The organism is Dyella subtropica (genome assembly GCF_026283965.1).
In the GTDB taxonomy this organism is placed as follows: Bacteria; Pseudomonadota; Gammaproteobacteria; order Xanthomonadales; family Rhodanobacteraceae; genus Dyella_D; species Dyella_D subtropica.
On the sequence record NZ_JAPDPD010000001.1, the window covers coordinates 103,062 to 123,727 of the forward strand.

At 64.8% G+C, this 20,666-nt stretch carries 20 protein-coding genes and 1 tRNA gene; 4 read left to right on the forward strand and 17 right to left on the reverse strand.

The features are described 5' to 3' along the window. Positions 1-21: 21 nt before the first annotated feature. Positions 22-837 (forward strand): helix-turn-helix domain-containing protein, encoded by an 816-nt coding sequence (locus tag OUZ45_RS00365; protein ID WP_266167880.1) that lies wholly within the window; start codon positions 22-24, stop codon positions 835-837. A 232-nt stretch (positions 838-1,069) separates the two neighbouring features. Here OUZ45_RS00365 and hisIE read toward each other — a convergent pair whose 3' ends face one another. Genes hisIE through OUZ45_RS00410 form a run of 9 tightly spaced genes read right to left on the reverse strand, consistent with a single transcriptional unit; the run spans position 1,070 to position 8,520 of the window. Further along, positions 1,070-1,702, reverse strand: coding sequence for a bifunctional phosphoribosyl-AMP cyclohydrolase/phosphoribosyl-ATP diphosphatase HisIE (gene hisIE, locus OUZ45_RS00370; protein WP_266167881.1), 633 nt, complete (start codon positions 1,700-1,702; stop codon positions 1,070-1,072). Between the two features lie 16 nt (positions 1,703-1,718). Further along, positions 1,719-2,489 carry an imidazole glycerol phosphate synthase subunit HisF gene (gene hisF, locus OUZ45_RS00375; RefSeq protein ID WP_266167882.1) on the reverse strand — a complete coding sequence of 257 codons (771 nt, stop codon included), beginning with the start codon at positions 2,487-2,489 and terminating at the stop codon, positions 1,719-1,721. Beyond that, complete coding sequence (gene hisA / locus OUZ45_RS00380) at positions 2,483-3,214, reverse strand: 1-(5-phosphoribosyl)-5-[(5-phosphoribosylamino)methylideneamino]imidazole-4-carboxamide isomerase (RefSeq protein WP_266167883.1); 732 nt, start codon at positions 3,212-3,214, stop codon at positions 2,483-2,485. The genes hisF and hisA overlap by 7 nt, the downstream gene beginning before the upstream one ends. Positions 3,215-3,224: 10 nt before the next feature. Continuing rightward, complete coding sequence (gene hisH / locus OUZ45_RS00385) at positions 3,225-3,815, reverse strand: imidazole glycerol phosphate synthase subunit HisH (RefSeq protein ID WP_266167884.1); 591 nt, start codon at positions 3,813-3,815, stop codon at positions 3,225-3,227. Beyond that, positions 3,815-4,879: a bifunctional histidinol-phosphatase/imidazoleglycerol-phosphate dehydratase HisB gene (gene hisB, locus OUZ45_RS00390; RefSeq protein WP_266167885.1), complete on the reverse strand. Its 1,065-nt coding sequence runs from the start codon at positions 4,877-4,879 to the stop codon at positions 3,815-3,817. Before hisB ends, hisH begins: the two co-directional genes overlap by 1 nt. Beyond that, complete coding sequence (gene hisC / locus OUZ45_RS00395; protein ID WP_266167886.1) at positions 4,876-5,994, reverse strand: histidinol-phosphate transaminase; 1,119 nt, start codon at positions 5,992-5,994, stop codon at positions 4,876-4,878. Before hisC ends, hisB begins: the two co-directional genes overlap by 4 nt. After that, positions 5,991-7,298 carry a histidinol dehydrogenase gene (hisD, locus tag OUZ45_RS00400; RefSeq protein ID WP_266167887.1) on the reverse strand — a complete coding sequence of 436 codons (1,308 nt, stop codon included), beginning with the start codon at positions 7,296-7,298 and terminating at the stop codon, positions 5,991-5,993. The genes hisC and hisD overlap by 4 nt, the downstream gene beginning before the upstream one ends. Continuing rightward, complete coding sequence (gene hisG, locus OUZ45_RS00405) at positions 7,295-8,188, reverse strand: ATP phosphoribosyltransferase (RefSeq protein ID WP_266167888.1); 894 nt, start codon at positions 8,186-8,188, stop codon at positions 7,295-7,297. The genes hisD and hisG overlap by 4 nt, the downstream gene beginning before the upstream one ends. Further along, positions 8,185-8,520: a YerC/YecD family TrpR-related protein gene (locus OUZ45_RS00410; RefSeq protein WP_266167889.1), complete on the reverse strand. Its 336-nt coding sequence runs from the start codon at positions 8,518-8,520 to the stop codon at positions 8,185-8,187. Before OUZ45_RS00410 ends, hisG begins: the two co-directional genes overlap by 4 nt. A 202-nt stretch (positions 8,521-8,722) precedes the next feature. Between OUZ45_RS00410 and OUZ45_RS00415 the strand changes: the two genes are divergently transcribed. Further along, positions 8,723-9,298, forward strand: coding sequence for a DUF998 domain-containing protein (locus OUZ45_RS00415; RefSeq protein ID WP_266167891.1), 576 nt, complete (start codon positions 8,723-8,725; stop codon positions 9,296-9,298). A gap of 410 nt (positions 9,299-9,708) precedes the next feature. Here OUZ45_RS00415 and OUZ45_RS00420 read toward each other — a convergent pair whose 3' ends face one another. From OUZ45_RS00420 to hisS, 3 genes are all read right to left on the reverse strand, one after another. After that, positions 9,709-10,521, reverse strand: coding sequence for a hypothetical protein (locus tag OUZ45_RS00420; protein ID WP_266167893.1), 813 nt, complete (start codon positions 10,519-10,521; stop codon positions 9,709-9,711). Between the two features lie 139 nt (positions 10,522-10,660). After that, positions 10,661-12,565 carry an HAL/PAL/TAL family ammonia-lyase gene (locus tag OUZ45_RS00425; RefSeq protein WP_266167894.1) on the reverse strand — a complete coding sequence of 635 codons (1,905 nt, stop codon included), beginning with the start codon at positions 12,563-12,565 and terminating at the stop codon, positions 10,661-10,663. Between the two features lie 99 nt (positions 12,566-12,664). Continuing rightward, the gene (gene hisS / locus OUZ45_RS00430) at positions 12,665-14,038 is read right to left on the reverse strand and encodes a histidine--tRNA ligase (RefSeq protein WP_266167896.1); all 1,374 of its coding nucleotides are present in this window, start codon (positions 14,036-14,038) and stop codon (positions 12,665-12,667) included. A gap of 164 nt (positions 14,039-14,202) precedes the next feature. Here hisS and OUZ45_RS00435 point away from each other — a divergent pair. Continuing rightward, positions 14,203-14,279, forward strand: a tRNA-Pro gene (locus OUZ45_RS00435). A gap of 143 nt (positions 14,280-14,422) precedes the next feature. Continuing rightward, positions 14,423-15,190 carry a DUF4349 domain-containing protein gene (locus OUZ45_RS00440; protein ID WP_266167897.1) on the forward strand — a complete coding sequence of 256 codons (768 nt, stop codon included), beginning with the start codon at positions 14,423-14,425 and terminating at the stop codon, positions 15,188-15,190. Positions 15,191-15,208: 18 nt separating this feature from the next. Here the strand turns inward: OUZ45_RS00440 and OUZ45_RS00445 are convergent, their stop codons facing one another. The 5 genes from OUZ45_RS00445 to folC all read right to left on the reverse strand — a co-directional run bounded on the left by OUZ45_RS00445 (position 15,209) and on the right by folC (position 20,650). Then, on the reverse strand, positions 15,209-16,018 hold the full coding sequence (locus OUZ45_RS00445; RefSeq protein WP_266167898.1) for a ferritin-like domain-containing protein: 810 nt from the start codon (positions 16,016-16,018) through the stop codon (positions 15,209-15,211). Positions 16,019-16,123: 105 nt separating this feature from the next. Next, the gene (gene purF, locus OUZ45_RS00450; protein ID WP_266167899.1) at positions 16,124-17,599 is read right to left on the reverse strand and encodes an amidophosphoribosyltransferase; all 1,476 of its coding nucleotides are present in this window, start codon (positions 17,597-17,599) and stop codon (positions 16,124-16,126) included. A gap of 15 nt (positions 17,600-17,614) precedes the next feature. Further along, positions 17,615-18,226: a CvpA family protein gene (locus OUZ45_RS00455; RefSeq protein ID WP_266167900.1), complete on the reverse strand. Its 612-nt coding sequence runs from the start codon at positions 18,224-18,226 to the stop codon at positions 17,615-17,617. A gap of 6 nt (positions 18,227-18,232) precedes the next feature. Continuing rightward, a complete protein-coding gene (locus OUZ45_RS00460) occupies positions 18,233-19,291 on the reverse strand; it encodes an SPOR domain-containing protein (RefSeq protein WP_266167901.1) in 1,059 nt (352 codons plus the stop codon). Between the two features lie 78 nt (positions 19,292-19,369). Continuing rightward, positions 19,370-20,650: a bifunctional tetrahydrofolate synthase/dihydrofolate synthase gene (folC, locus tag OUZ45_RS00465; RefSeq protein ID WP_266167902.1), complete on the reverse strand. Its 1,281-nt coding sequence runs from the start codon at positions 20,648-20,650 to the stop codon at positions 19,370-19,372. Between the last annotated feature and the right edge of the window lie 16 nt (positions 20,651-20,666).

The window sequence follows — 20,666 nt, forward strand, 5'->3', positions numbered from 1 at the left end:
CGACTCGCCAGGAGTCTGCCGATGGGCCACCACGTCCTCAAACCCGCGCCACCGCTCGACGCCTTGGTCGAACGCCTGTGGGACTGGGACATGCCGGCTGCGGGCCATCACTACGAACGCGTGCTGCCCACACCAGGCGCGTCGCTCATCATCAATCTCCATGAGAACGAAACCCGCGTCTACAGCGACGACACGGCACGCCGTTGCGTACGCGCACCGGCCGCGATCATCGGCGGCCCCTGCCTGCGCAGCCAGATCATCGACACCGCCGAACAAGTGCGTGTGATGGGCGTGGTGTTCCGCCCTGGCGGCGCGCATGCGCTGACCGGCGAGGATCACGGCGTACTGGCCGAACACGACATCGGCCTGGAAGACCTGTTCGGCGGCGCCGCACGTCAGCTGCGCGAACGCTTGTTGCACACGCCCGATCCGACGCAGCGACTGGCGGTACTGGAGCATTGGCTGCGGGCGCGCATCCACACGCCATCGCTGGACCCCGCGGTGCGTCATGCCTTGTCGTTTCTGCACCGGCAACCACAGGTGGCGCGCATCGCCGCATTGGTGCGCGACACCGGGCTTTCGGAATATCGGTTCGGACGGCTATTTCGCCGCCAGGTCGGCATGGGTCCCAAGCGCTATGCGCGGCTGATGCGCTTTCGTGCCGTCGTGGACGAAGCTCACTCGCTCGCCAGTGTGGACTGGAGTCAGGTCGCCGCCGACAACGGCTATAGCGACCAGGCCCATCTCGTGCATGAGTTCCGCGATTTCGCCGGGATGACTCCTTCGGCGTTCATGGCGGCACGCGGGCCGTATGCGAATCACCTGCCGCTGGATTGAGCGCTCTTAAATAAGCTCTCCTCCATGGTGGCCTGATTAGCCTTGAATCTCAGCTGGGCGCGCTTTTCTCCTCCCCTTGCTTGCAGGGGGAGGCCGGGAGGGGGTGAACACTTGAGAAAACCTCTCCGAAACGCTTTCTCAAGTACTCACCCCTCCCCAACCCTCCCCTGCGAGCAGGGGAGGGAGCTAACAGCGCGCCCAGCTGAGATTCAAGGCTAATCATGAAGAGGAATCACGCGGCCTTTTGATGACGCGCCGCCAGCACACGTTCGACGTCGGCCATGCCAAGACCTCGCGCGCGCAACGCCACCATCAAGTGGAAGACCAGATCGGCCGCTTCACCCAACAGCGCCTCGTCATCCTGTGCCACAGCAGCCAAGGCCGTCTCGACGCCTTCCTCACCCACCTTCTGCGCCATGCGCCGGATGCCGCCCTCGAAGAGGCTGGTGGTGTAACTGCCCGCGGGCCGCTCTGTGTAGCGGCGCTCGACCAGGTGATCCAGCTTGGCGAGAAAGCCCAGTGGCGGGCGTACCTGGGCGCTCTCGCCGAAGCAGCTGGAGGTGCCGAGGTGACAGGTCGGCCCATGCGGCTCGGCCTGGATCAACAAGGTATCCGCATCGCAGTCGATGCGGATCGATTTGAGCAGCAGCACGTGACCGGAACTCTCGCCCTTGGTCCACAAGCGCTGCTTGCTGCGGCTGTAGAAGGTGACTTTGCCCTCGCGCTGGGTCTGCGCCAGCGCTTCGGCATTCATATAGCCCAGCATCAAGACCTCGCCGCTCAGCCAGTGCTGGATGACGGCGGGCAGCAGGCCATCGCCCTTGCTCCAGTCGAGGCGGACGATGTCGGTGTTGATGTCGGTCATGGGGTCTTCCTCACACTCAATCACGAATCTCGATGCCCTGCTCGCGCAGATAGCGCTTGAGCTCGGGAATGGCGATGGCACCGCTGTGGAACACGCTGGCGGCCAGTGCACCATCCACATCCGCCACGGTGAAAGCGTCGCGGAAATGCTCCGGCGCGCCTGCGCCGCCAGAGGCGATGAGCGGGACGCTGCAAAGCATGCGGGCGGCGTCGAGCTGGTCCAGGTCGTACCCTTGGCGCACGCCATCGCTGCCCATGCAATTGAGCACGATCTCGCCGGCACCGCGCTGCTGCGCCTCGATCATCCAGTCCAACGTGCGGCGTGCCAGCGCCTGCATCTTCGACGGGTCGCCGGTGTACTGGCGCACGCGCCATTCACCGTCGGCATCGCGCAGGCTATCGATACCGACCACCACGCACTGCACGCCAAAGGCATCGGCGAGTTCGTCGATCAGCGACGGCCGCTCCAACGCCGGGGAGTTCACCGAAATCTTGTCGGCGCCCGCATACAGCACCTCGCGTGCGTCATCCACACTGCGGATGCCACCGGCCACGCAGAACGGAATATCGATCACCCGCGCCACGCGCTCCACCCAGCCGCGATCCACGCTGCGGCCTTCCGGGCTGGCGGTGATGTCGTAGAACACCAGCTCGTCGGCACCTTCGTCGCGATAGCGCATGGCCAGCTCGACGATCTCGCCCATCACCACGTGGTCGCGAAAGCGCACACCCTTGACCACTTTGCCGTCGCGCACGTCCAGGCACGGAATGATGCGGCGGCTCAGCATGCCAAGGCCTCCTCGATGGTGAAGCGGCCTTCCAGCAGAGCCCGCCCCAGAATCACGCCAAGCGCGCCCGCGGCACGAGCGGCATGGATGTCATCCAGCGAACGCACACCACCGGAGGCCTGCACGGCCAAGGTCGGCGCCACCTTCGCAAGATGGCGATAGAGGTCGAGATTGAAGCCTGCCAGCATGCCGTCGCGATCGATGTCGGTGCACAACAGGTGACATGCGCCACGCGCGGCATACCAGGGTGCCAACTCGTCCAGTGAGCGCGCTTCCAACTCGGTCCAGCCGGCACTGGGCAAGGCCCAGCGTCCATCGACGCGGCGCGTATCCAAGGCGATGGTCAGGCGCTCCGCACCGTATTTGCCGAGCCATGATCCGACCAGGGCCGGCTCGCGGATCGCCACGCTGCCCAGCACGACGCGGCTGACACCGGCATCGAACAATCGGCGCAGATCTTCTTCGCCACGTACGCCACCGCCGGCCTGCACCTTCATGCCGTTGCGGGCAATGGCTTCGATGATCTGGAGGTTGTCGAGGCTGCCGGAGCGGGCGCCGTCCAGGTCCACCACGTGCAACCACGCCGCGCCTGCGTCGGCGTAGCGTTGCGCCAGTGCCTGCGGGGCAAACTCATAGGTGGTCTGCTGCGCATAGTCGCCCTGGCGCAGGCGCACTACGTGCCCTTCGCGCAGATCGATGGCAGGGATGACCGTAAAGCTCTTCATATACACGTCGTCATAACTCTAGAAAGTTCTTCAACAAGGTGGCGCCAACCGCAGCCGAACGCTCAGGATGGAATTGCATGCCATGAAAATTGCCACTGGCGATGACGGCTGAAAATTCGCCGCCATGGTCGGCGGTGGCCAGGCTGTAGTCGCCTACCGACACGGCATAGCTGTGCACGAAGTACGCCCAGTCCTGCTCGCCCAATCCTTTCAATAGAGAGTGTTCCTTCCTTACCTTCAACTGGTTCCAGCCCATATGCGGTACGCGCAGGCCCGGTGCTTCCTCAAAGCGACGCACCGATGCGGGGATCAACCCAAGGCATTCGGTTTCGCTCTCTTCCGACCACTCGCACAGCAGCTGCATGCCCAGGCAGACGCCGAGCACCGGCTGGGTCAGCGAGCGCATCAGTTCGACCAGACCCAGTTCGCGCAGGCGTGCCATGCCAGGGCCCGCCGCGCCAACGCCAGGCAGGATCACCTTGTCGGCCGCGCGGATGGTCGCGGCGTCCGAAGTCAGCGCAGCATCCGCACCAAGACGCTGCAAGGCATAGCGCACCGAACCGATATTGGTGCCACCGGCATCGACCAGAACAACCGCCATTACAAGGCTCCTTTGGTACTCGGCAGCTCGCTGCCTTCGCGCCGAATCGCCTGGCGCAAGGTACGCGCAACCACTTTGAAACAGGCCTCGACCATGTGGTGCGCGTTGTCGCCGCGCACGCTCAGGTGCAGGTTCGCGCCGAGCGTCTCGCACAGCGAGCGGAAGAAATGTGGCACCAGCTCGGTCGGCACCTCGCCTACGCGTTCGCGCGGGAAACTGCCTTCGAACACGAAGAACGGTCGGCCGGACAAATCCAGCGCGGCGCTAGCCTGCGACTCGTCCATCGGCAAGGTGAAGCCGTAGCGGCCGATGCCGCGCTTGTCACCCAGCGCCTGTCGCAGCGCCTGACCCAGCGCGAGCGCGCAGTCTTCAATGGTGTGGTGCTCGTCGATATGCGTATCGCCGTCACAGTGCAGCTCCAAGGCGAAGCCGCCGTGCTTGCCGATCTGCTCCAGCATGTGGTCGAAGAAACCCAGGCCGGTATGCGCCGTCGGCTCGGCGATACGGTCCAGGTCCACGCTCACCGTAATCTGGGTTTCCTTGGTGTTGCGCAGCACCGTCGCCGTGCGCGGCGCATCCAGCAACTGATGAGCGATGTCATCCCATGAGATGCCTTGCGGCCCCACACGGAAACCGCGCACGCCCATGTTGGCGGCGAACTGCAAGTCGGTCTCGCGATCGCCCACCATCGCCGATGCGGCACGGCTCCAGTTGTCGTCCGCCAGATAGTGACGCAGCATACCCACGCCGGGCTTGCGCGTGTCCAGCCCCTCGTGCGGGAAACTGCGGTCGATCAGCACTTCGCGGAAGCGGATGCCCTGCGAGGCGAGGATGCGCATCAGCAGTTCATGCGGTCCGGTGAAATGCGGCTCGGGAAAGCGCTCGGTACCGAGGCCATCCTGATTGGTCACCATCACCAATTCGTAGCCGGCGGCTACGCAGCGTTGCAGCGAAGCGATAACGCCTGGCAGCAGGGCTAGCTTCTCGTAACTGTCGATCTGCTCGTCCGTCGGCTCTTCGATCAAGCAGCCGTCGCGGTCGACGAAAAGTATTTTGCGACTCATGAGTGTTTACCTGATACCGATCCATAGGCCGATCCATCGGCAAGAACCCGGCCATCCATGGCCAGACTCTTCAATATGGCCAACACCCGATCGTTTTCCTCCGGTGTGCCGATGGTGATGCGCAAGGCATCGCCAAGGTTCGGATAACGCCGCACGTCGCGCACCACGATGCCCTCGGCCAACAGGCGCTGATAGACGGCGCCGGCATCGTCGAAACGCACCGCCAGGAAATTGGCCTGCGATGGCAACACGGCCCGCACGCCTGGCGGCGTCGCGAGCGCGGCGGCCATGCGTGCACGCTCGGCGCGCACGACGCGGATGTGCGCATAGGCGTCTGCTCGTCCCTGCGCGGACAGCCCCTCAAGCGCTGCCGCCACGCAGGGCAACGGCAAGGGATAAGGCGGCATGATCCGGCGCAGCAGCGCGATCACTTCGGCATTCGCCAGCAGGCAGCCGATGCGCGCACCGGCCAACGCCCAGGCTTTGGACAACGTGCGCAACACGGCGAGATGGTCGTAGCTGTCGATCAGGCTCGACACACTCTCAGCGTCCGAAAATTCCAGATACGCCTCATCGACGATCAGCAGCGCACGACCACGCAGTGCTTCCGCCAGACGCACGATCTCGTCGCGGGGAATCGGCTGTCCGGTCGGGTTGTTGGGCGTGCAAACGAAGACTAATTTCACCGCAGACGTGACGGCCGCCAGCACGGCGTCGACGTCCAGCATGAAATCCGCCGCCAGCGGCACCTCGATCACCCCGGCGTTCTGAATGCGTGCGCAAACGGCGTACATGCCGAAGGTCGGCGGCTGGATGACAATGGCGTCCTCACCGGCGCGACAGAAGGCGCGTACCAGCAGGTCGATCGCTTCATCGCTACCGCGCCCTACCAAAAGCTGGTCGTTGTGCACGCCGTAGAGTTCGGCCAGCGCGTTCACCAAAGCGGCCGGCTGCGGATCGGGATAACGGTTGCAGCCCTTGCCTGCCTCGCCCGATGGCGCCCAGGCGGACTCGTTGGCGTTGAGCAGGATTTTCCCGCCGCTGGCCTCCATGCGTGCCGACGAATACGGCTGCATCGCGCGAATTTCCGGGCGTGCCAGATCGAGGACGCTCATGCTTTCGCCTCCAAGGCCGCCAGGCGAAGGGTCACCGCCCTCCGGTGAGCTTCCAGTTGCTCGGCCGCAGCGAGGGTCGCCGTGCAAGGGCCGATTTCCCGCAGACCATCCGCGCTCAGTTCCTGCACGGTGATCTGCTTCTGGAAACTCGCCACCGACACGCCGCTATAGCTGCGCGCATAACCGTAAGTCGGCAGCACGTGGTTGCTGCCGCTGCAATAGTCGCCCACCGATTCGGGCGTCCACGCACCGAGGAAGATCGAACCGGCGCTATCGATGCCATCAAGTAAAGCGCGCGGCTCGGCCACCTGCAGAATCAGATGCTCCGGCGCATAGCGATTACTCACTTCCACCGCTTGCGCCAGCGAATCGACGAGGATCAGGCGACTCTGCGCCAGGGCCTGCGCAGCAATCGACGCCCGCGGCAGTTCGGCGCATTGGCGTTCGACTTCGGCGGATACCTGGTCGAGCATCGCGACGGAGGGACTGAGCAGGATCACCTGCGAATCCGGACCGTGCTCGGCTTGCGACAACAGATCCGCGGCGACGAAGGCCGGATTGGCTTCGGCATCCGCGATCACCAGCACCTCGGACGGACCCGCCGGCATATCGATGGCCGCGCCTTCCGGATCGCTCGACACCTGCAATTTGGCCTCGGTGACCCACGCATTGCCCGGACCGAACAGCTTGTCGCAACGAGGTACCGATGCCGTGCCGTAGGCCATCGCGGCAATCGCCTGCGCACCGCCGAGCTTGAAGACCTTGTGCACGCCGGTCATGCGTGCCGCGAACAACACGGCTTCATCGCAACGGCCATCCGCCCGCGCAGGCGAGCACAACACGACCTCGCGACAACCGGCGATACCGGCGGGTACGCCCAACATCAGCGCGGTCGACGGTAGCGGCGCGCTGCCGGCCGGCACATACAAGCCCACCTTGCTGATGGCGCGCAGCACCCGCTCCACCCGCACGCCTTTGGCGGTATCCACGGCGACGGGCCGGGGGGCCGCCTCGCGATGGAACATGGCAATGCGTGAGGCCGCCTCTTCGATGGCCGCCTTCAACTCTGGCGCAAGCGCCGCTTCGGCGGCGGCAAACTCCGCCTCGGTCACTTCGATAGCGTCGATCGCGCAGCGGTCGTACTTCGCGCTCAGTTCGCGCAAGGCCGTGTCGCCGCCTGCGCGCACTTGCGCAATGATCTGCTCCACACCGAGACGCAACGCGTCGGCTCGCGCCTGCGCGGGCCTCGCGAGCGCTTCACGCTGCGCGACGGCGTCCAGTCGATTCCAATCCAAACGTTTCATGCCAGCATCTTCTCCACCGGCAGCACGAACATTTCGCGTGCGCCGGCTTTCTTGATTTCTTCCAACTGCCGCCAGCTCACTTCACCTGCGCACAGCGCTTGCAGCATCAGCTGATCCGGTTGACCCGCCACCGGCAGCAAGGTCGGCTGCGGGCCGCCCGGCAGCAGGCGGGTGACCGCGTCCAATGTGTGACGTGAGGTCTGCAGCAGCAGCAGACGCGATTCGCGCACCTGCATCACACCATCAAGGCGCTTGAGCAGCAGTTCGATCATGTCGCCGCGCTCGTCGACCGGGAGTGTCTGCGGGCCGGCGAGCACGGCCTCGCTCTCCAGCAACACATCGGCTTCGCGCAGGTGATTGGCGACTAGCGTGCCGCCGCTCTGCACCAGGTCGCAGATCGCATCGGCGGTGCCGAGTTTCGGGGCAATCTCCACCGAGCCGGCCAGCGTCACCACGCCGGCATTCACATCATTCAAGCGCAGCCATTCGCGAAGCAGGCCCGGATACGAGGTAGCGATGCGCCGCCCGGCCAGGTGCTGCGGCTGCTGATAGTCCATCTCCTGCGGCACGGCGATGGAAAGCCGGCAGCGACCGAAACCCAGCGGCCGCCATTCGGCCAGGGGTTCAGCCTCGCGACCATCGGTAAGCCGGTACTCGCTGAGCACGTTACGCCCGACGATGCCCAGGTCGCACACGCCCTGCGCAATCAGGCTGGGAATGTCGTCATCGCGCACCAGTAGCAGGTCGACCGGCTCGCCCTCGCCGAAACAGAACAACTTGTCGCGGCTCTGACGGAAGGTCAGGCCGCAGCGGGTGAGCAGGTCCAGCGCGGGCTCGGTCAGCCGGCCGGACTTCTGCATCGCGATACGCAAACGGTCACGCGTCTTCATGACTTCGCCTTCTTGGCTGCGGCACGGCGGCGCGCGGTGCGTGCCACCGCCGCCTGATAACCGCCATTACCCTGATTGAGGAACCGCGCCACGCGCCCGATGGTGGTGATGCTCACCGCGGTGTGCTCGTGGATCTCGCGGTACGGCACGCTGTCGAGCAGATACGGCACCACCCGCCAGCGGTCGACCAGCACTTCAAGCTCTGCTGGCGTACACAGGTCGCGCAGAAACGCGCTCATTTCGTCCGTGCTCTTCAACGAGAGCAAGGCCTCGCAAAGACTGAGCTCAGCGGACTCGGACGGGGTTTCGGGATCGAGCGATCGTCGCTTCATAATGTACTAATGCGTTAATACAGTGGATCGCATCATACGCAGGCCCGGCGGCCTCGGCAAGACCTGCAAGCCCCGCATCGCCAAGCACCCTCATAGCTGCCCTGCCTCCAACCTCCCTATACTCCGGCAGCCCCGGAAACCCTCGTGAATCCCCATGCTTAGCCCGCACCCGTTCTCGCAAGTCAGGCCCGCAGCCCGCCTCATGATCCTTGCCGTGACGGCATTTGCCGTGGTCTGCACCGCGGCACAGTTCTGGCGCACCGATCTGGACCCGGTGGCGGTACCGCTGAGCGCCTACCTGACCGGCCCCGGCGGACTGTATGTGCGCGCCGTCTACGACCTGATCGCTATCGCCCTGCTCGGCTTCGCCTGGGGCAGCTACCGGGTAACGACCGCCCCGCTACGCAGCGGGCTCGCTTCAGCACTGTTCGCCGGTGCAGGCCTGGCACTGCCCGTGGTAGCTACGACCGAGCTATTTGCCGGCGGCCCGCACGAAAACCTGGCCAGGCTGACTCACGGGCTGGCGGCACAGGCGACGTTTCTCTGGCTGAGCTTCGGCATGCTGCTGCTTGCCAACCGCTGGCGCCGCGACCCTCACATGGCGCGAGGTCATCTTCCGGGCCTGGCATTGGCCTGGTTGGCCACGGCCGTCCTGTGGCTACAGGTGTTTGCCCCAGGGCTTCCGCATGGACTCATGCAGAAACTGACGATTGCGTTGATCGTGCTTTGGTTAGGTTGGGCATCGCGCCACATGATGCGCGCTACCCACTCGCGCTGAGAGCCTGTTCAAAATCTCTGGTTCTGTATGGAACGGCTCGCCTCTGCGCGCGGGGGTATACGTTTGGTTTCTTGCATTGATGTTGGGTTACCGCGACCTGGCCGCTTATACAGCGGGCATTCCGGACGCCTGACACTGGAAAAGGCGCAGCTACAGAGCCCACGGCCTGCTCTTAGGCCATTTCTCTTGGGTTACTTTCTCTTTGGGCCAGCAAAGAGAAAGTGACCCGACTCGCGGCAGCGAGGCGGAACGCCCGCTGCGTAAGCGGCCAGGTCGCGAAGGCGCATCGATTGTCGCGAACACTAAAGACACCCCCACAGCGCAGCCCGCCCCCCTATGTTCCAGCGTAGAGATTTTGAACAGGCTCTAAGAATCAATCCAGCTCAAACCTGCTCCGGTTATCTGCCCGCTCACCGCAAATAAATAGTCGGCCCCAGGACGGCTGCAAACGCCAGAGTCACCAGCAGCCCGACCACAACGAGGGCGCTATGGCGACCAATGAAAAAATCCCGCGCCGGCAGATCGCAGCGCCGGGAATACGCGACGTTGAACAAGCCAGCCAGCCCGCCGAACGACGAAGCCATCGCCGAAGACAAAGTGATCACGATGCCGTGCGGATTGAACAGGCTGACCACGAACGCACCCACGCCACCGACCACATAAACCGTCATCGCGATTTGCCTTTTGACGCGGCGGGCCTGATCCCCCCCACCCAGCATCGCGATCAGCATGCGGATACTCAGGCGAACCACCCGGATGTAGGCGTACAAGCCGACCGCGAACAACCCAGCTCTCCATAACCACGGCCAGGGCAGCGGACCGATGCCGCCGCCCACGTCCGGCCCCCAGTCGCCGAGATTGGTGAGGCCCGAGAACATCCAGTAACCGGCCGCGACCATGGCTTTCACGGCAAACACGATCCAGAGCATCAATCGCGGCAGCGGCCGCTCCACCCTGCGCCACGCGAGATACGCCAGCACCGCCAGCAGGACATCCATGCCGGTACCTGCCATCGCGACGATGCGGGTAGTCCACCCGCTCGTAGAGGGGCACTCGATGTAATAGGCGCCGAGCTCGCTGGGCCGATGACCGGAGGCGATACAGGTGAGCGCATGCCCAAGCAGCTCATGCACCATCGTGAGCAAAGGCAACAGCAACAACACCAGCCCCACCAAGGTCCATGAGTCAACCCATGGACGCACACGCGTTTCGCTGCCTGCCATCACTCACTCCCCTCGAGCGTCGTTGCAAGCGTAGCTGAATAGCCCTGGGCAGGAGCGACCACCTTGAAAGGGATGCCCTTAAAAACCAGCCGATCTGCCAACAGGAACTGCTGGGCGCCATTGCTGCGCCCGAGCGAGATCAACCGATGGCGCGCTGCCCCACCAATTCACACACCGTGCGCACATCGCCATCCATCGCACGGTCGCGCGACATGAAGCCGATATGCCGGCGGATCAATTCATGCGCCTTGCGCACCGGCGCGCCGGCGTGGAAATCGCCCACGTTGGCCAGCGCCGCGGTGAGCTGGCGCACCTCGTCGGCGAATTGCGGGTAATGCGGGTGATCTTCGCGCGGCGCGTTCGCCACCTTGCCGGCCAAAGCCTCCCAGTCGCCGCGCGCAGCAAGTCGGCGGGCGGCATTGAGCATGGCCTGGCGGAAATCCAGCGCTTGCGCAGCGGTGTAGAGCTCCAGGGCAACAACGTGACTGAGGTCGTCCATCATCTCCAGCACGTGACGGGCTTCGTTCGCGCCCATCGAGACATGGTCTTCCGCGTTCGCACTGGTCGGCACCGAATACACGCTGGCTGGATGCGCGCGCGTGGCAAGATCGTTGACCAGCGCCGCGGCGGTGTACTGCACGATCATGAAGCCAGAATCGGTTCCGTCTTCATTACCGGTGAGGAAGGCCGGCAGGCCGTCGTTGGTCGCCGGATCCACCAGTTTGTTGAGGCGGCGCTCGGAAATCGAGGCCAACACGGGAATGGCGGCTTTCACGTAACTCATCGCCAGCGCCAGCGGCATGCCGTGGAAGTGGCCAGCCGAAATCACCTGCTCCTCGATGAACTGCGCGCCTTCCGCATCCGGGAAGATCAGCGGGTTATCGGTGACGGCATTCAATTCGATGTCGATCACGCGGCAGGCCTGGGCCCACGCATCGCGCACCGCGCCATGCACCTGCGGCATGCAGCGCAGGCAATAAGCATCCTGCGGCTGGTGCTTCTTGCCGCCCTTGAACGGCAGGAAGCGGCTGTAGAAAGCCTCACGGCCATGGCGCTGATTCGCCGGCACCCAGTCCCAACCGATATCGAAGCTGAGCGCCTGATCCTCGGGTTCCACCCAGGCCTCGGCACTCCACTGCTTGAAGCGCGGCACGAGGTGATAAGGAATGTCGACCAAGGTGCTTTCGGCGAGCAACTCGCGCACATGGGCAGCCACATCGACCTGGCCCGGATGCGGGCGCAGCGCATGCACCTCCGGCCGCAACGCGCCGCTGCGGCCGGCAAACGCATCGAGCGTCATCGCTGCGGCCAGGTCGGCGGTGTCCAGCAGGTATTCCAGCGTATCCAGTGCCAGCGCTGCCGTGGCCAGCATCTGCGCGGTACCGTTGTTCAGCGCCAGGCCTTCCTTGAACGACAGGCGGATCGGCGTTAGGCCGGCGCGCTTCAGCGCCTCGGCACCCGGCATGCGCTCGCCTTCGTAGAACGCCTCGCCGCCGCCCAGCAGCACGATCGCCAGATGCGATAGCGGTGCAAGGTCACCGCTGGCACCCACCGAGCCCTTCTCAGGCACCACCGGCACCACGCCGCTGTTGAGCATCGCGGTCAGCGCCCGCAGCGTTTCCACGCGGATACCGGAATGGCCACGCATCAGCGTGTTGATGCGAATCACCAGCATGGCGCGCACCACTTCCGCCGAAAACGGCTTACCGACGCAGACAGCATGGGTGGTGATCAGGTTGTGCTGTAGCTCATCCAGCAAGGTACCTTCCGGCTTGTCCGCGCCGTGCCTGCCCAGCGCAGCCCCCGGCAGCTCGTCGCGCAGACGATGCGCGCCCAACAGCTTGTCGGCATTGCTGCCGAAACCGGTGGTGACGCCGTAGGTCGGTTCGCCGCAACTGACCTTCTCCGCCAGGAAATCCGCCGCGCGCTGCACCCGATGGAGCTGCGACGAGTCCAACTCCACGCTAAGGCCTTGGCGCGCTACGGCGACCAGTTGTTCGCGGGTAAGGCTGTTGCCGTCGAGGAGGATGGTCTTTGCGGTCATGCGCGTCTCGCTGGAGAAGTGAGTAAAGAGAAGTGAGAAACGAGAGAAGAGGAGTGAGCGGCCATGTCGCCTTTACCCTTCAGCACTCACTCTTGCATGTCAGGCGTTGATCTCGGCCTGCGCCAGTTCGACGCGTAGCGTCTTGATCAGATCGGCGCGGGCCACTTCGAACTGGTCTTCGCGGCGCAGGTCTTTCACCGTGACCACGCCCTTGGCGATTTCGTCTTCGCCCAGCACGACCACGAAGCGGATGCCTGCACGGTCGGCGTATTTGAACTGCTTGCCGAGCTTGCCGCCCTCCAGTACCACCTCGGTGGCGATACCCGCGCCACGAAGCTCGCCAGCCAGCGCGAGATAGGCCGGCAAGTGGGCTTCGTCCATCTGGGTCACCAGCACATCCACCGTGCTGTGCGCGGTAGCGATCAGACCCGCGTCGCGCAGCTGCCAGTAAAGGCGGGTCAGGCCGATGGAGATGCCCACGCCCGGCAATTTCGACTTGGTGTACTGGCCGGCGAGATTTTCGTAGCGGCCACCGGAGCAGATCGAACCGATCTGCGGGTAGTCGTTGAGCGTGGTTTCGTAGACGGTGCCGGTGTAGTAGTCCAGGCCGCGCGCGATCGACAGATTCAGCACGAAATGCGATTCCGGCACGCCGAAGTCGCGGATCATGCCCAGCACTTCCTTCAACTCGGCGCGGCCCTGCTCCATCGACTCGGGGCCGGCGCCAAGCGCGTCGAGCTTGTCGAAGGCATCCTGCAGCGAGGTAGAACGCACCTGGACGAAATCCAGGATCTTCTGCGCCACGTCAGCGCTGAGACCGAAGGCCTCACCCGTCAGCGTCTCGCGCACGTAATCGGCGCCGCGCTTGTCCAGCTTGTCCACTTCGCGCAACACCAGCGTCTGCTGCTCAGGGTCGGCCACGCCCAGGCTTTCGAAATAACCGCGCATCAACTTGCGGTTGTTGAGCTGGATGGTGAACGCGCCGATGTTCAGCTCGCGGAACACGCTGTAGATCACCGCCGGCAGCTCGGCGTCGTAACGCACCGACAAGCTGTCCTTGCCGATCACGTCGATGTCGCACTGATAGAACTCGCGGAAGCGCCCGCGCTGGGCGCGCTCACCGCGGTACACGCGCTGCATCTGGTAACGGCGGAACGGGAACGACAGGTCGCGCTCATGCTCGGCCACGTAGCGAGCCAGCGGCACAGTGAGATCGAAGCGCAGGGCGAGATCGGGCTTCTCGCCCTGCTCCATCGCACCGGTGGACTGCACGAAATACACCTGGCGCTCGGTCTCGCCGCCGGTCTTGGTCAGCAGCACGTCCGAAAACTCGATCACCGGCGTCTCCACCGGCAGGAAGCCAAAGCGCTCGTAGTTGCGGCGGATCACGTCGAGCATGCGCTGTAAAGCGATCTGGTCGAGCGGCAGCAGCTCGAGTACACCGGGCATGGTGCGGGCCGGGGTAAGCGCCATGAAATCCTCTGCTTTGAAGGGGGAGTTGGCTTGCACGACAAGCGTGCGGCGACAGCCGCATAGGTTAGCAGAAGGCCACCCCGCCCTCCGGCACAAAAGCTGCCGCAAAAGTCCCCCGACCTGTTGCCAAGGTCGAAAAGGACCATTAAGATACGCGGCTCCCACGGGGTGTAGCTCAGCCTGGTAGAGCGCTACGTTCGGGACGTAGAAGTCGCAGGTTCGAATCCTGTCACCCCGACCAAAATTCGATGAAAAAGCCGGCCTAGTGCCGGCTTTTTTATTGCCCGCTGCACAAGGCCACCGGCCGAGTACAACACCGCGTGCCTGCCGCATAATCCACCGAACTCTCGGCGCAAGGAATGCACTATGCGTGGTCGGATCTGCATGCGGGCTCTTCTCTTTCTGCTTCTCCTCAGCCCCTTGCTGGCGGCGTGCTCGCACAAGGCCGAGGTGGCTCCGTCCGCGACCATCGCCGGCGAGCAGGCCAAGGCCGGCGCACAACTGGCCTACGAGCACCGGCTCACGCTATTGCTGCCGCCAGAGACCATCGCCCCGCGCTTGGCCGCCACGCGCAACGCCTGCGAAGCGGCACGCTTCGGCGAGTGCAACGTCCTGCGCATCGAGCAATCACCCCGCCAGGCTTCCATCACCTTACGCATCGTGCCAACTGGCGTGGAACCGCTGGTTTCATTGGCGGCGCAAGGCGGCGACGTTGGCGAGCGGCAGACCTCCGCCGAGGATCTCGCTGGCGCCGTCGCTGACAACCACCGACAACAAGAGCGGCTCAAAGCCCAGCAGAAGCGGCTGGACGAACTGGCGGCGCGACGGGACATCACGGTCAGCGATCTGATCGCGTTGAGCCGCGAGCAGGCCAATGTCGAGAACGAACTGCAGGAACTGGAACAGACAGCCGCCGGCCAACAGCACCGCGTCGCGACCAACCTGGTGACGCTGACCTTGCGGCCGACCGGCGCGGGAACACGCGGCGCCCGTCTAAGCGCATCCTTCAGCGGCATATTCGATCAATTCGTCGAAGGCACCGCTAGCGCATTCGAAACACTCAGCTATGGACTGCCATTCATCATCCTGGCATTCCCGCTGCTCATGATCTGGCTCTGGCTGTGGCGGCGGTTCATGCGGCGCCGCCAGTGAGGCAGCACTGGATGAAAACTATCCAGTCAACGCCAGCGACGTGAGCCGATCCAGCTCCTCCTCGTCGAAGCCTGCCTCCAACCGCGCAGGCCGATTGAACGGGCCACGCAGGGTGCGGCCCATGTAGTCGCGCAGCAGATCGAGGAAGGTGTCGCGAGGATCGACGCCGTCGCGTTCGCAGCAATGGCGGTACCAGCGTGTTCCCGCGGCGACGTGGGCCACTTCCTCGCGCAGGATGACTTCGAGAATCTCGATCGTGCGATCGTCGCCGACGCTGCGCAGGCGCTCGATCATGCCTGGAGTGACATCGAGGCCGCGCGCTTCCAATACGCGTGGCACCAGGGCCATGCGTGCGGTGTCGTGATGAGCGGTTTTCTCGGCCATTTCCCACAAGCCGTTGTGGGCGTCGAAATCGCCATAGGCATGACCCAGCTCGGCCAGCCGTTCGGACAGCATGGCGAAGTGGCGTGCTTCGTCGTTGGCGCAACTCGCCCAGTCGCGGTAGTAGGCATCGGGCTTGCCGCGGAAGCGGTACACCGCGTCCCAGGCCAGGTTGATGGCGTTGAATTCGATATGCGCAACCGCGTGCACCAGTGCCACGCGGCCTTCTGGCGTGCCGAGGCCGCGCTGCGGCACTTGTCGTGACGGCACTAGCAATGGCCGTTCGGGACGGCCTGGTGCACCGATGGGCTCGGGCGGTGGCGATGACGGATCGGCGCGCAGCTCACCCGCCTGCAAGGCTTGCCATGCCGCATGCGTCAGGCGCAGTTTTTCGGCCGGATCAGTGGCGTCGAGACAGTGCTTGGCGGCGAGATGGAGGTCGATCATTCGAAGGCCAGATGAGCGGGGCTTGTAGGCTTTCTTTGATAGCTTATCGCGAGCACCCGCCCCTCACCCCAACCCTCTCCCCGGAGGGGAGAGGGAGCTGGAGTTCTACGCGCTGCGGCGGGCCGCCTTGGCGTCATCGGAGCGCAGCATTTCGATCTGCTCCAGGTAGGCCTTGTCCAGGCCGGTGACGTATTCGCCGGAGAAGCATGAGGTGTCGAAGTGCTTGAGTTCGTCGTTGCCGTCCTGCACGGCCAAGATCAGGTCTTGCAGATCCTGGTAGATCAGCCAGTCGGCGCCGAGCACTTTCTCCACTTCCTTTTCGGAGTGGCCGGCAGCCACCAGTTCGGAAGCGGCCGGCATGTCGATGCCGTACACGTTCGGGTAGCGCACCGGCGGCGCGGCGGAAGCGAAGTACACGTTCTTTGCGCCGGCATCGCGCGCCATCTGAATGATCTGGCGCGAGGTGGTGCCGCGCACGATGGAGTCGTCCACCAGCAGCACGTTCTTCTTGCGGAATTCCAGCTCGACCGGATTGAGTTTGCGGCGCACGGATTTCACGCGCTCGCCCTGCCCCGGCATGATGAAAGTGCGGCCGATGTAGCGGTTCTTGACGAAGCCCTCGCGGAACGGCACACCCAGCGTCTCGGCCAGCGCACTGGCAGCCGTACGGGCGGTGTCCGGGATCGGGATCACCGCGTCGATGCCGTGATCGGGCCGCTCGCGCAGGATCTTCTCGGCCAGTTTCTGGCCCATGCGCAGGCGTGCCTTGTAGACCGAGACGTTCTCGATCATCGAATCCGGTCGCGCGAGGTATACGTATTCGAAAATGCACGGCGCGTGCGTGGCGCTGTCGGCGCACATGCGAGTGAACAGCTGGCCGTTATCCGTGATGAACACCGCTTCACCCGGCGCCACGTCGCGCAGGCGCTTGAAGCCGAGGATGTCCAGCGCCACCGACTCGGAGGCCACCGCATACTCGCGGCCCTCGCCCGTGACGCGCTCGCCCAGCACCAGCGGACGGATGCCGTTGGGATCGCGGAAGGCCAGCAGGCCGTAGCCGAGAATCAGCGAGATGCAGGCGTAACCGCCGCGTGCGCGTGCGTGCACGCCGGCCACGGCCTTGAAGATGTGGTCCGGGGTCAGCGCCATCCGGTCCTGGATCTGCAACTCGTGCGCGAGCACATTGAGCAGCACTTCGGAGTCGGAGTCGGTGTTGATGTGGCGGCGGTCGTCCTCGAACATCTCGCGGCGCAGCGCTTCGGCATTCACCAGGTTGCCGTTATGGGCAAAGGCGATGCCGTAGGGCGAGTTGACGTAGAACGGCTGTGCCTCGGCGGACCCCTCCGATCCTGCCGTGGGATAACGGCAATGACCGATGCCGATACGGCCGCGCAAGCCAGCCATCGAGGTCTGGTTGAACACGTCGCGCACCAGGCCATTGCCCTTGTGCAGGCGCAGTCGTGCGCCTTCGACCGTGGCGATGCCGGCCGCATCCTGTCCACGGTGTTGTAGCACCGTCAGGCCGTCATAGAGGGCCGATGCCACCTCGGTGGTACCGACAATGCCGATGATTCCGCACATGGTTGTTGCCTGTAGCTAGAGATTCGTTGCCTCGGCTGCCGCGCCATTCGTCGCAGCGGCGTCGTGGGTACTACGCGCGGGCGCTGGTGTAGCGCCCGGCATAACCGCCGGTAAGGCGGGGAGATGATCCAGCACGGCGGACGGATGCAGGTAGCGTTTCACGCTCTCCGGCACTTGCTCGCCGAGCCACGCAGCCACTCCCTTGAACTGCGGCAATAACACCGACTGCTGCCACCACGGGTCGCGGGTGAAAGCGGTGAACCCCATCAGGAACACCCCAAGCGTCACCAGCAGCACGCCGCGCGCAAAACCGAACACCATGCCGAGCAGGCGGTCGGTACCGCTCAGCCCAGTGCCTTCGATCAACCGGCTCACCAGGAACCGCAGCAGCACCCCGGCCAGCAACACGGCGATGAAGCAGGTGCCGTAGCCGGCGGCCAGACGCGCCGAAGGTAGATCAATACTGTGTGCGTAGTACGCCGATACGCTCGGGCCCAAGGCCCAGGTCACCCAAGCGGCAGCCGCCCAGATCACCAGCGCCAGCACCTCGGAAATGAGGCCGCGCCACAGGCCAATCAAGACGGAGAGACCGAGTACCGTGAGGATGATGTAGTCGGCCCAATTCATAGGCGATCAGGGTGCGCTGACGACGTTGCCGCCAAGACCGAGCTTGGTCTTGATCTGGTCGCGTATGCGCAAGGCGTCATCGCGCTGCGTCTGCGGCCCGGCGCGCACGCGCCACAGCTGCTTGCCGTTGGCGTTCACCGTGTCCACGTAACCATCGAAGCCATTGGCGCGCAGCTTGTCGCGCAGCGCATTGGCGTCGGCCTGGCTGCCCATGGCGGCCACCTGCACGGCCCAGCCGCCGGCGCGGGCGGCCGTCTTGGCAGCGCCGGCCGGCGCGGCGGCGGGAGCGTCGTCGCTGGCCGGCGTGCTGGCGCTGCCTTCAAGGCGGGCCGGTGCACCGGGGATGGTCTGGGTGATCTTCAAGCGCGCCGCTTCGGCAGCGGCACGGGATTCGAACGGACCGGCAATGACCAGGGTGAGCTGCTTGCCGCCCTGGTTGATCGCACGGCTCGACACCGGGTAGCCCAGGCCGCGCACGCGCTGCATCAGGCTTTGCGCACTCGCGGCCGACGCATACGCGCTGAGATTGAGCGAGAACTGACCATGCGCTGCGGTAGCGGCCGGCAGCGCGGGTGCGACGGCCGGCTGCGGCTTGCTGGCCGCCTCTGCGGCGGCCGGCTTGGTTTGTGCGGGGATCACCGGCTGCGTGGCAGCCGGTTTGGTCTGCACCGGAATCACTGGCTGGGAAGGCGAGGCTCCACGGGTGACCGTGGTCGGCTCGGGCTTCTGATTCGCCGTGGGGTCGGTTTCCACGTCGCGCGGACGGCTGGAACCGATATTCACTGTCGCGAGCTGATCGCCACTGACCGGCGTCGCACCCGGCGCGACAGGCTGTTCGGCACCGGTCACGGCCGGCTTTGGCGCAGCGGCGGCGGTGGAGGACGACGCGGCGCCCGGGGTGAGGCTCATGGTCTTGGTCTGCAGGTCGCGATCCGGTGCCGGCGGTATCGCCAGACTGACCGTTTCATCGCCACCCGCCGCCGGTGGTTTGCTGGAAAAGAACATCGGCACGAACAGGACCGCCAACGCAATCAGGACGGCGGCACCCAGCAGACGTGTTTTCAAGACTGGCTCCAAGGCGACAAGCGCAACGCGAAACAGGCGGGATTATAACCTGCCCGGAAGGCGGACCACGGCAGAACTTCAGCGATTCGATTCAGAAAGAACGGCTGCAGCGACGAAAAACGAACCGAACGCGAGAATGCGATCGCCTCGCTGCGCCTTCTGACGTGCCGCCTCCAACGCGGCATGCACGGTGGCGTGAACCTCAAAGCTCGCCCCTGGAAGCGCCAACTGCAATTCGTCAGCCAGCGCCTCGCCTGGCAGGCCGCGTGGCGTATCACGATCAAGCCCGGCCAATTGCCAGTCATGGATACGCGAGCTCAGTGCCCTGATCACCCCCGCCACATCTTTGTCGGCCAATGCGCCGTACACCGCATACACATGCCCGCCCGGATTGGCGTCCAGCCACTCGGCAAGCGCGCGTGCCGCCTGCGGGTTGTGTCCCACGTCGACGATGAGCGCCGGATCGCCGCCCAGTGATTGCAGGCGCGCCGAAACCTTGGCGACGCGCAAGCCAGCCGATGCAGCGGCGGCGATGGCCGGCACCGGTACGGGCGCATCCTCGCCCTTCAACGCATACAGAGCGGCCAGCGCCGTTGCCGCGTTGGCGTATTGCACCGGCGCCACCAGCACCGGGTCCGGCAAGGACAAGGCGGTGCCGTCGCGATGCAGCCAACGCCAGCCCGCCACCCCGCGCTCCACGCGGAAATCCGTGCCGGCGCGCTCCACCTTGGCGCCACTCGTGTGCAGTGTGTCGATTAAACCTGCGGGCGGATCAAGCTCGCCCACAATGGCCGGGCGCCCTGCCCGCGCAATACCCGCTTTCTCGCGCCCGATGCTGTCGCGATCCGGACCCAGCCAGTCCATATGGTCCAGGTCGACCGTGGTGATAACCGCCACGTCCGCGTCGATGATATTCACCGCGTCCAACCGACCGCCCAGCCCCACTTCCAATACAGCGACATCCAGATCGGCACGGGCAAAGAGGTCCAACGCCGCCAGGGTGCCGAACTCGAAATACGTCAGCGGCAACTCGCCACGCGCGGCCTCGATGCGCTCGAAGCTGGCGATCAACGCTTCATCGTCGGCGTCGCGACCGTCGATCCGTATCCGTTCGTTGTAGCGCAGCAGATGCGGTGAGGTGTAGCAGCCCACGCGACGGCCGGCCGCGCTCAGCATCGCCTCCAGCATCGCCACGGTGGAACCCTTGCCGTTGGTGCCACCGACGGTGATCGTCCAGCGTGCAGGTGCCGGCGCGCCCATGCGCTCCCATACGGTACGCACGCGGTCGAGGCCCAGCTCGATGCTGCGCACGTTGACGTGCTCTTGATAAATCAGCCATTCGGCCAGCGTGCGTGACATGACAAGTCTTGAAGTA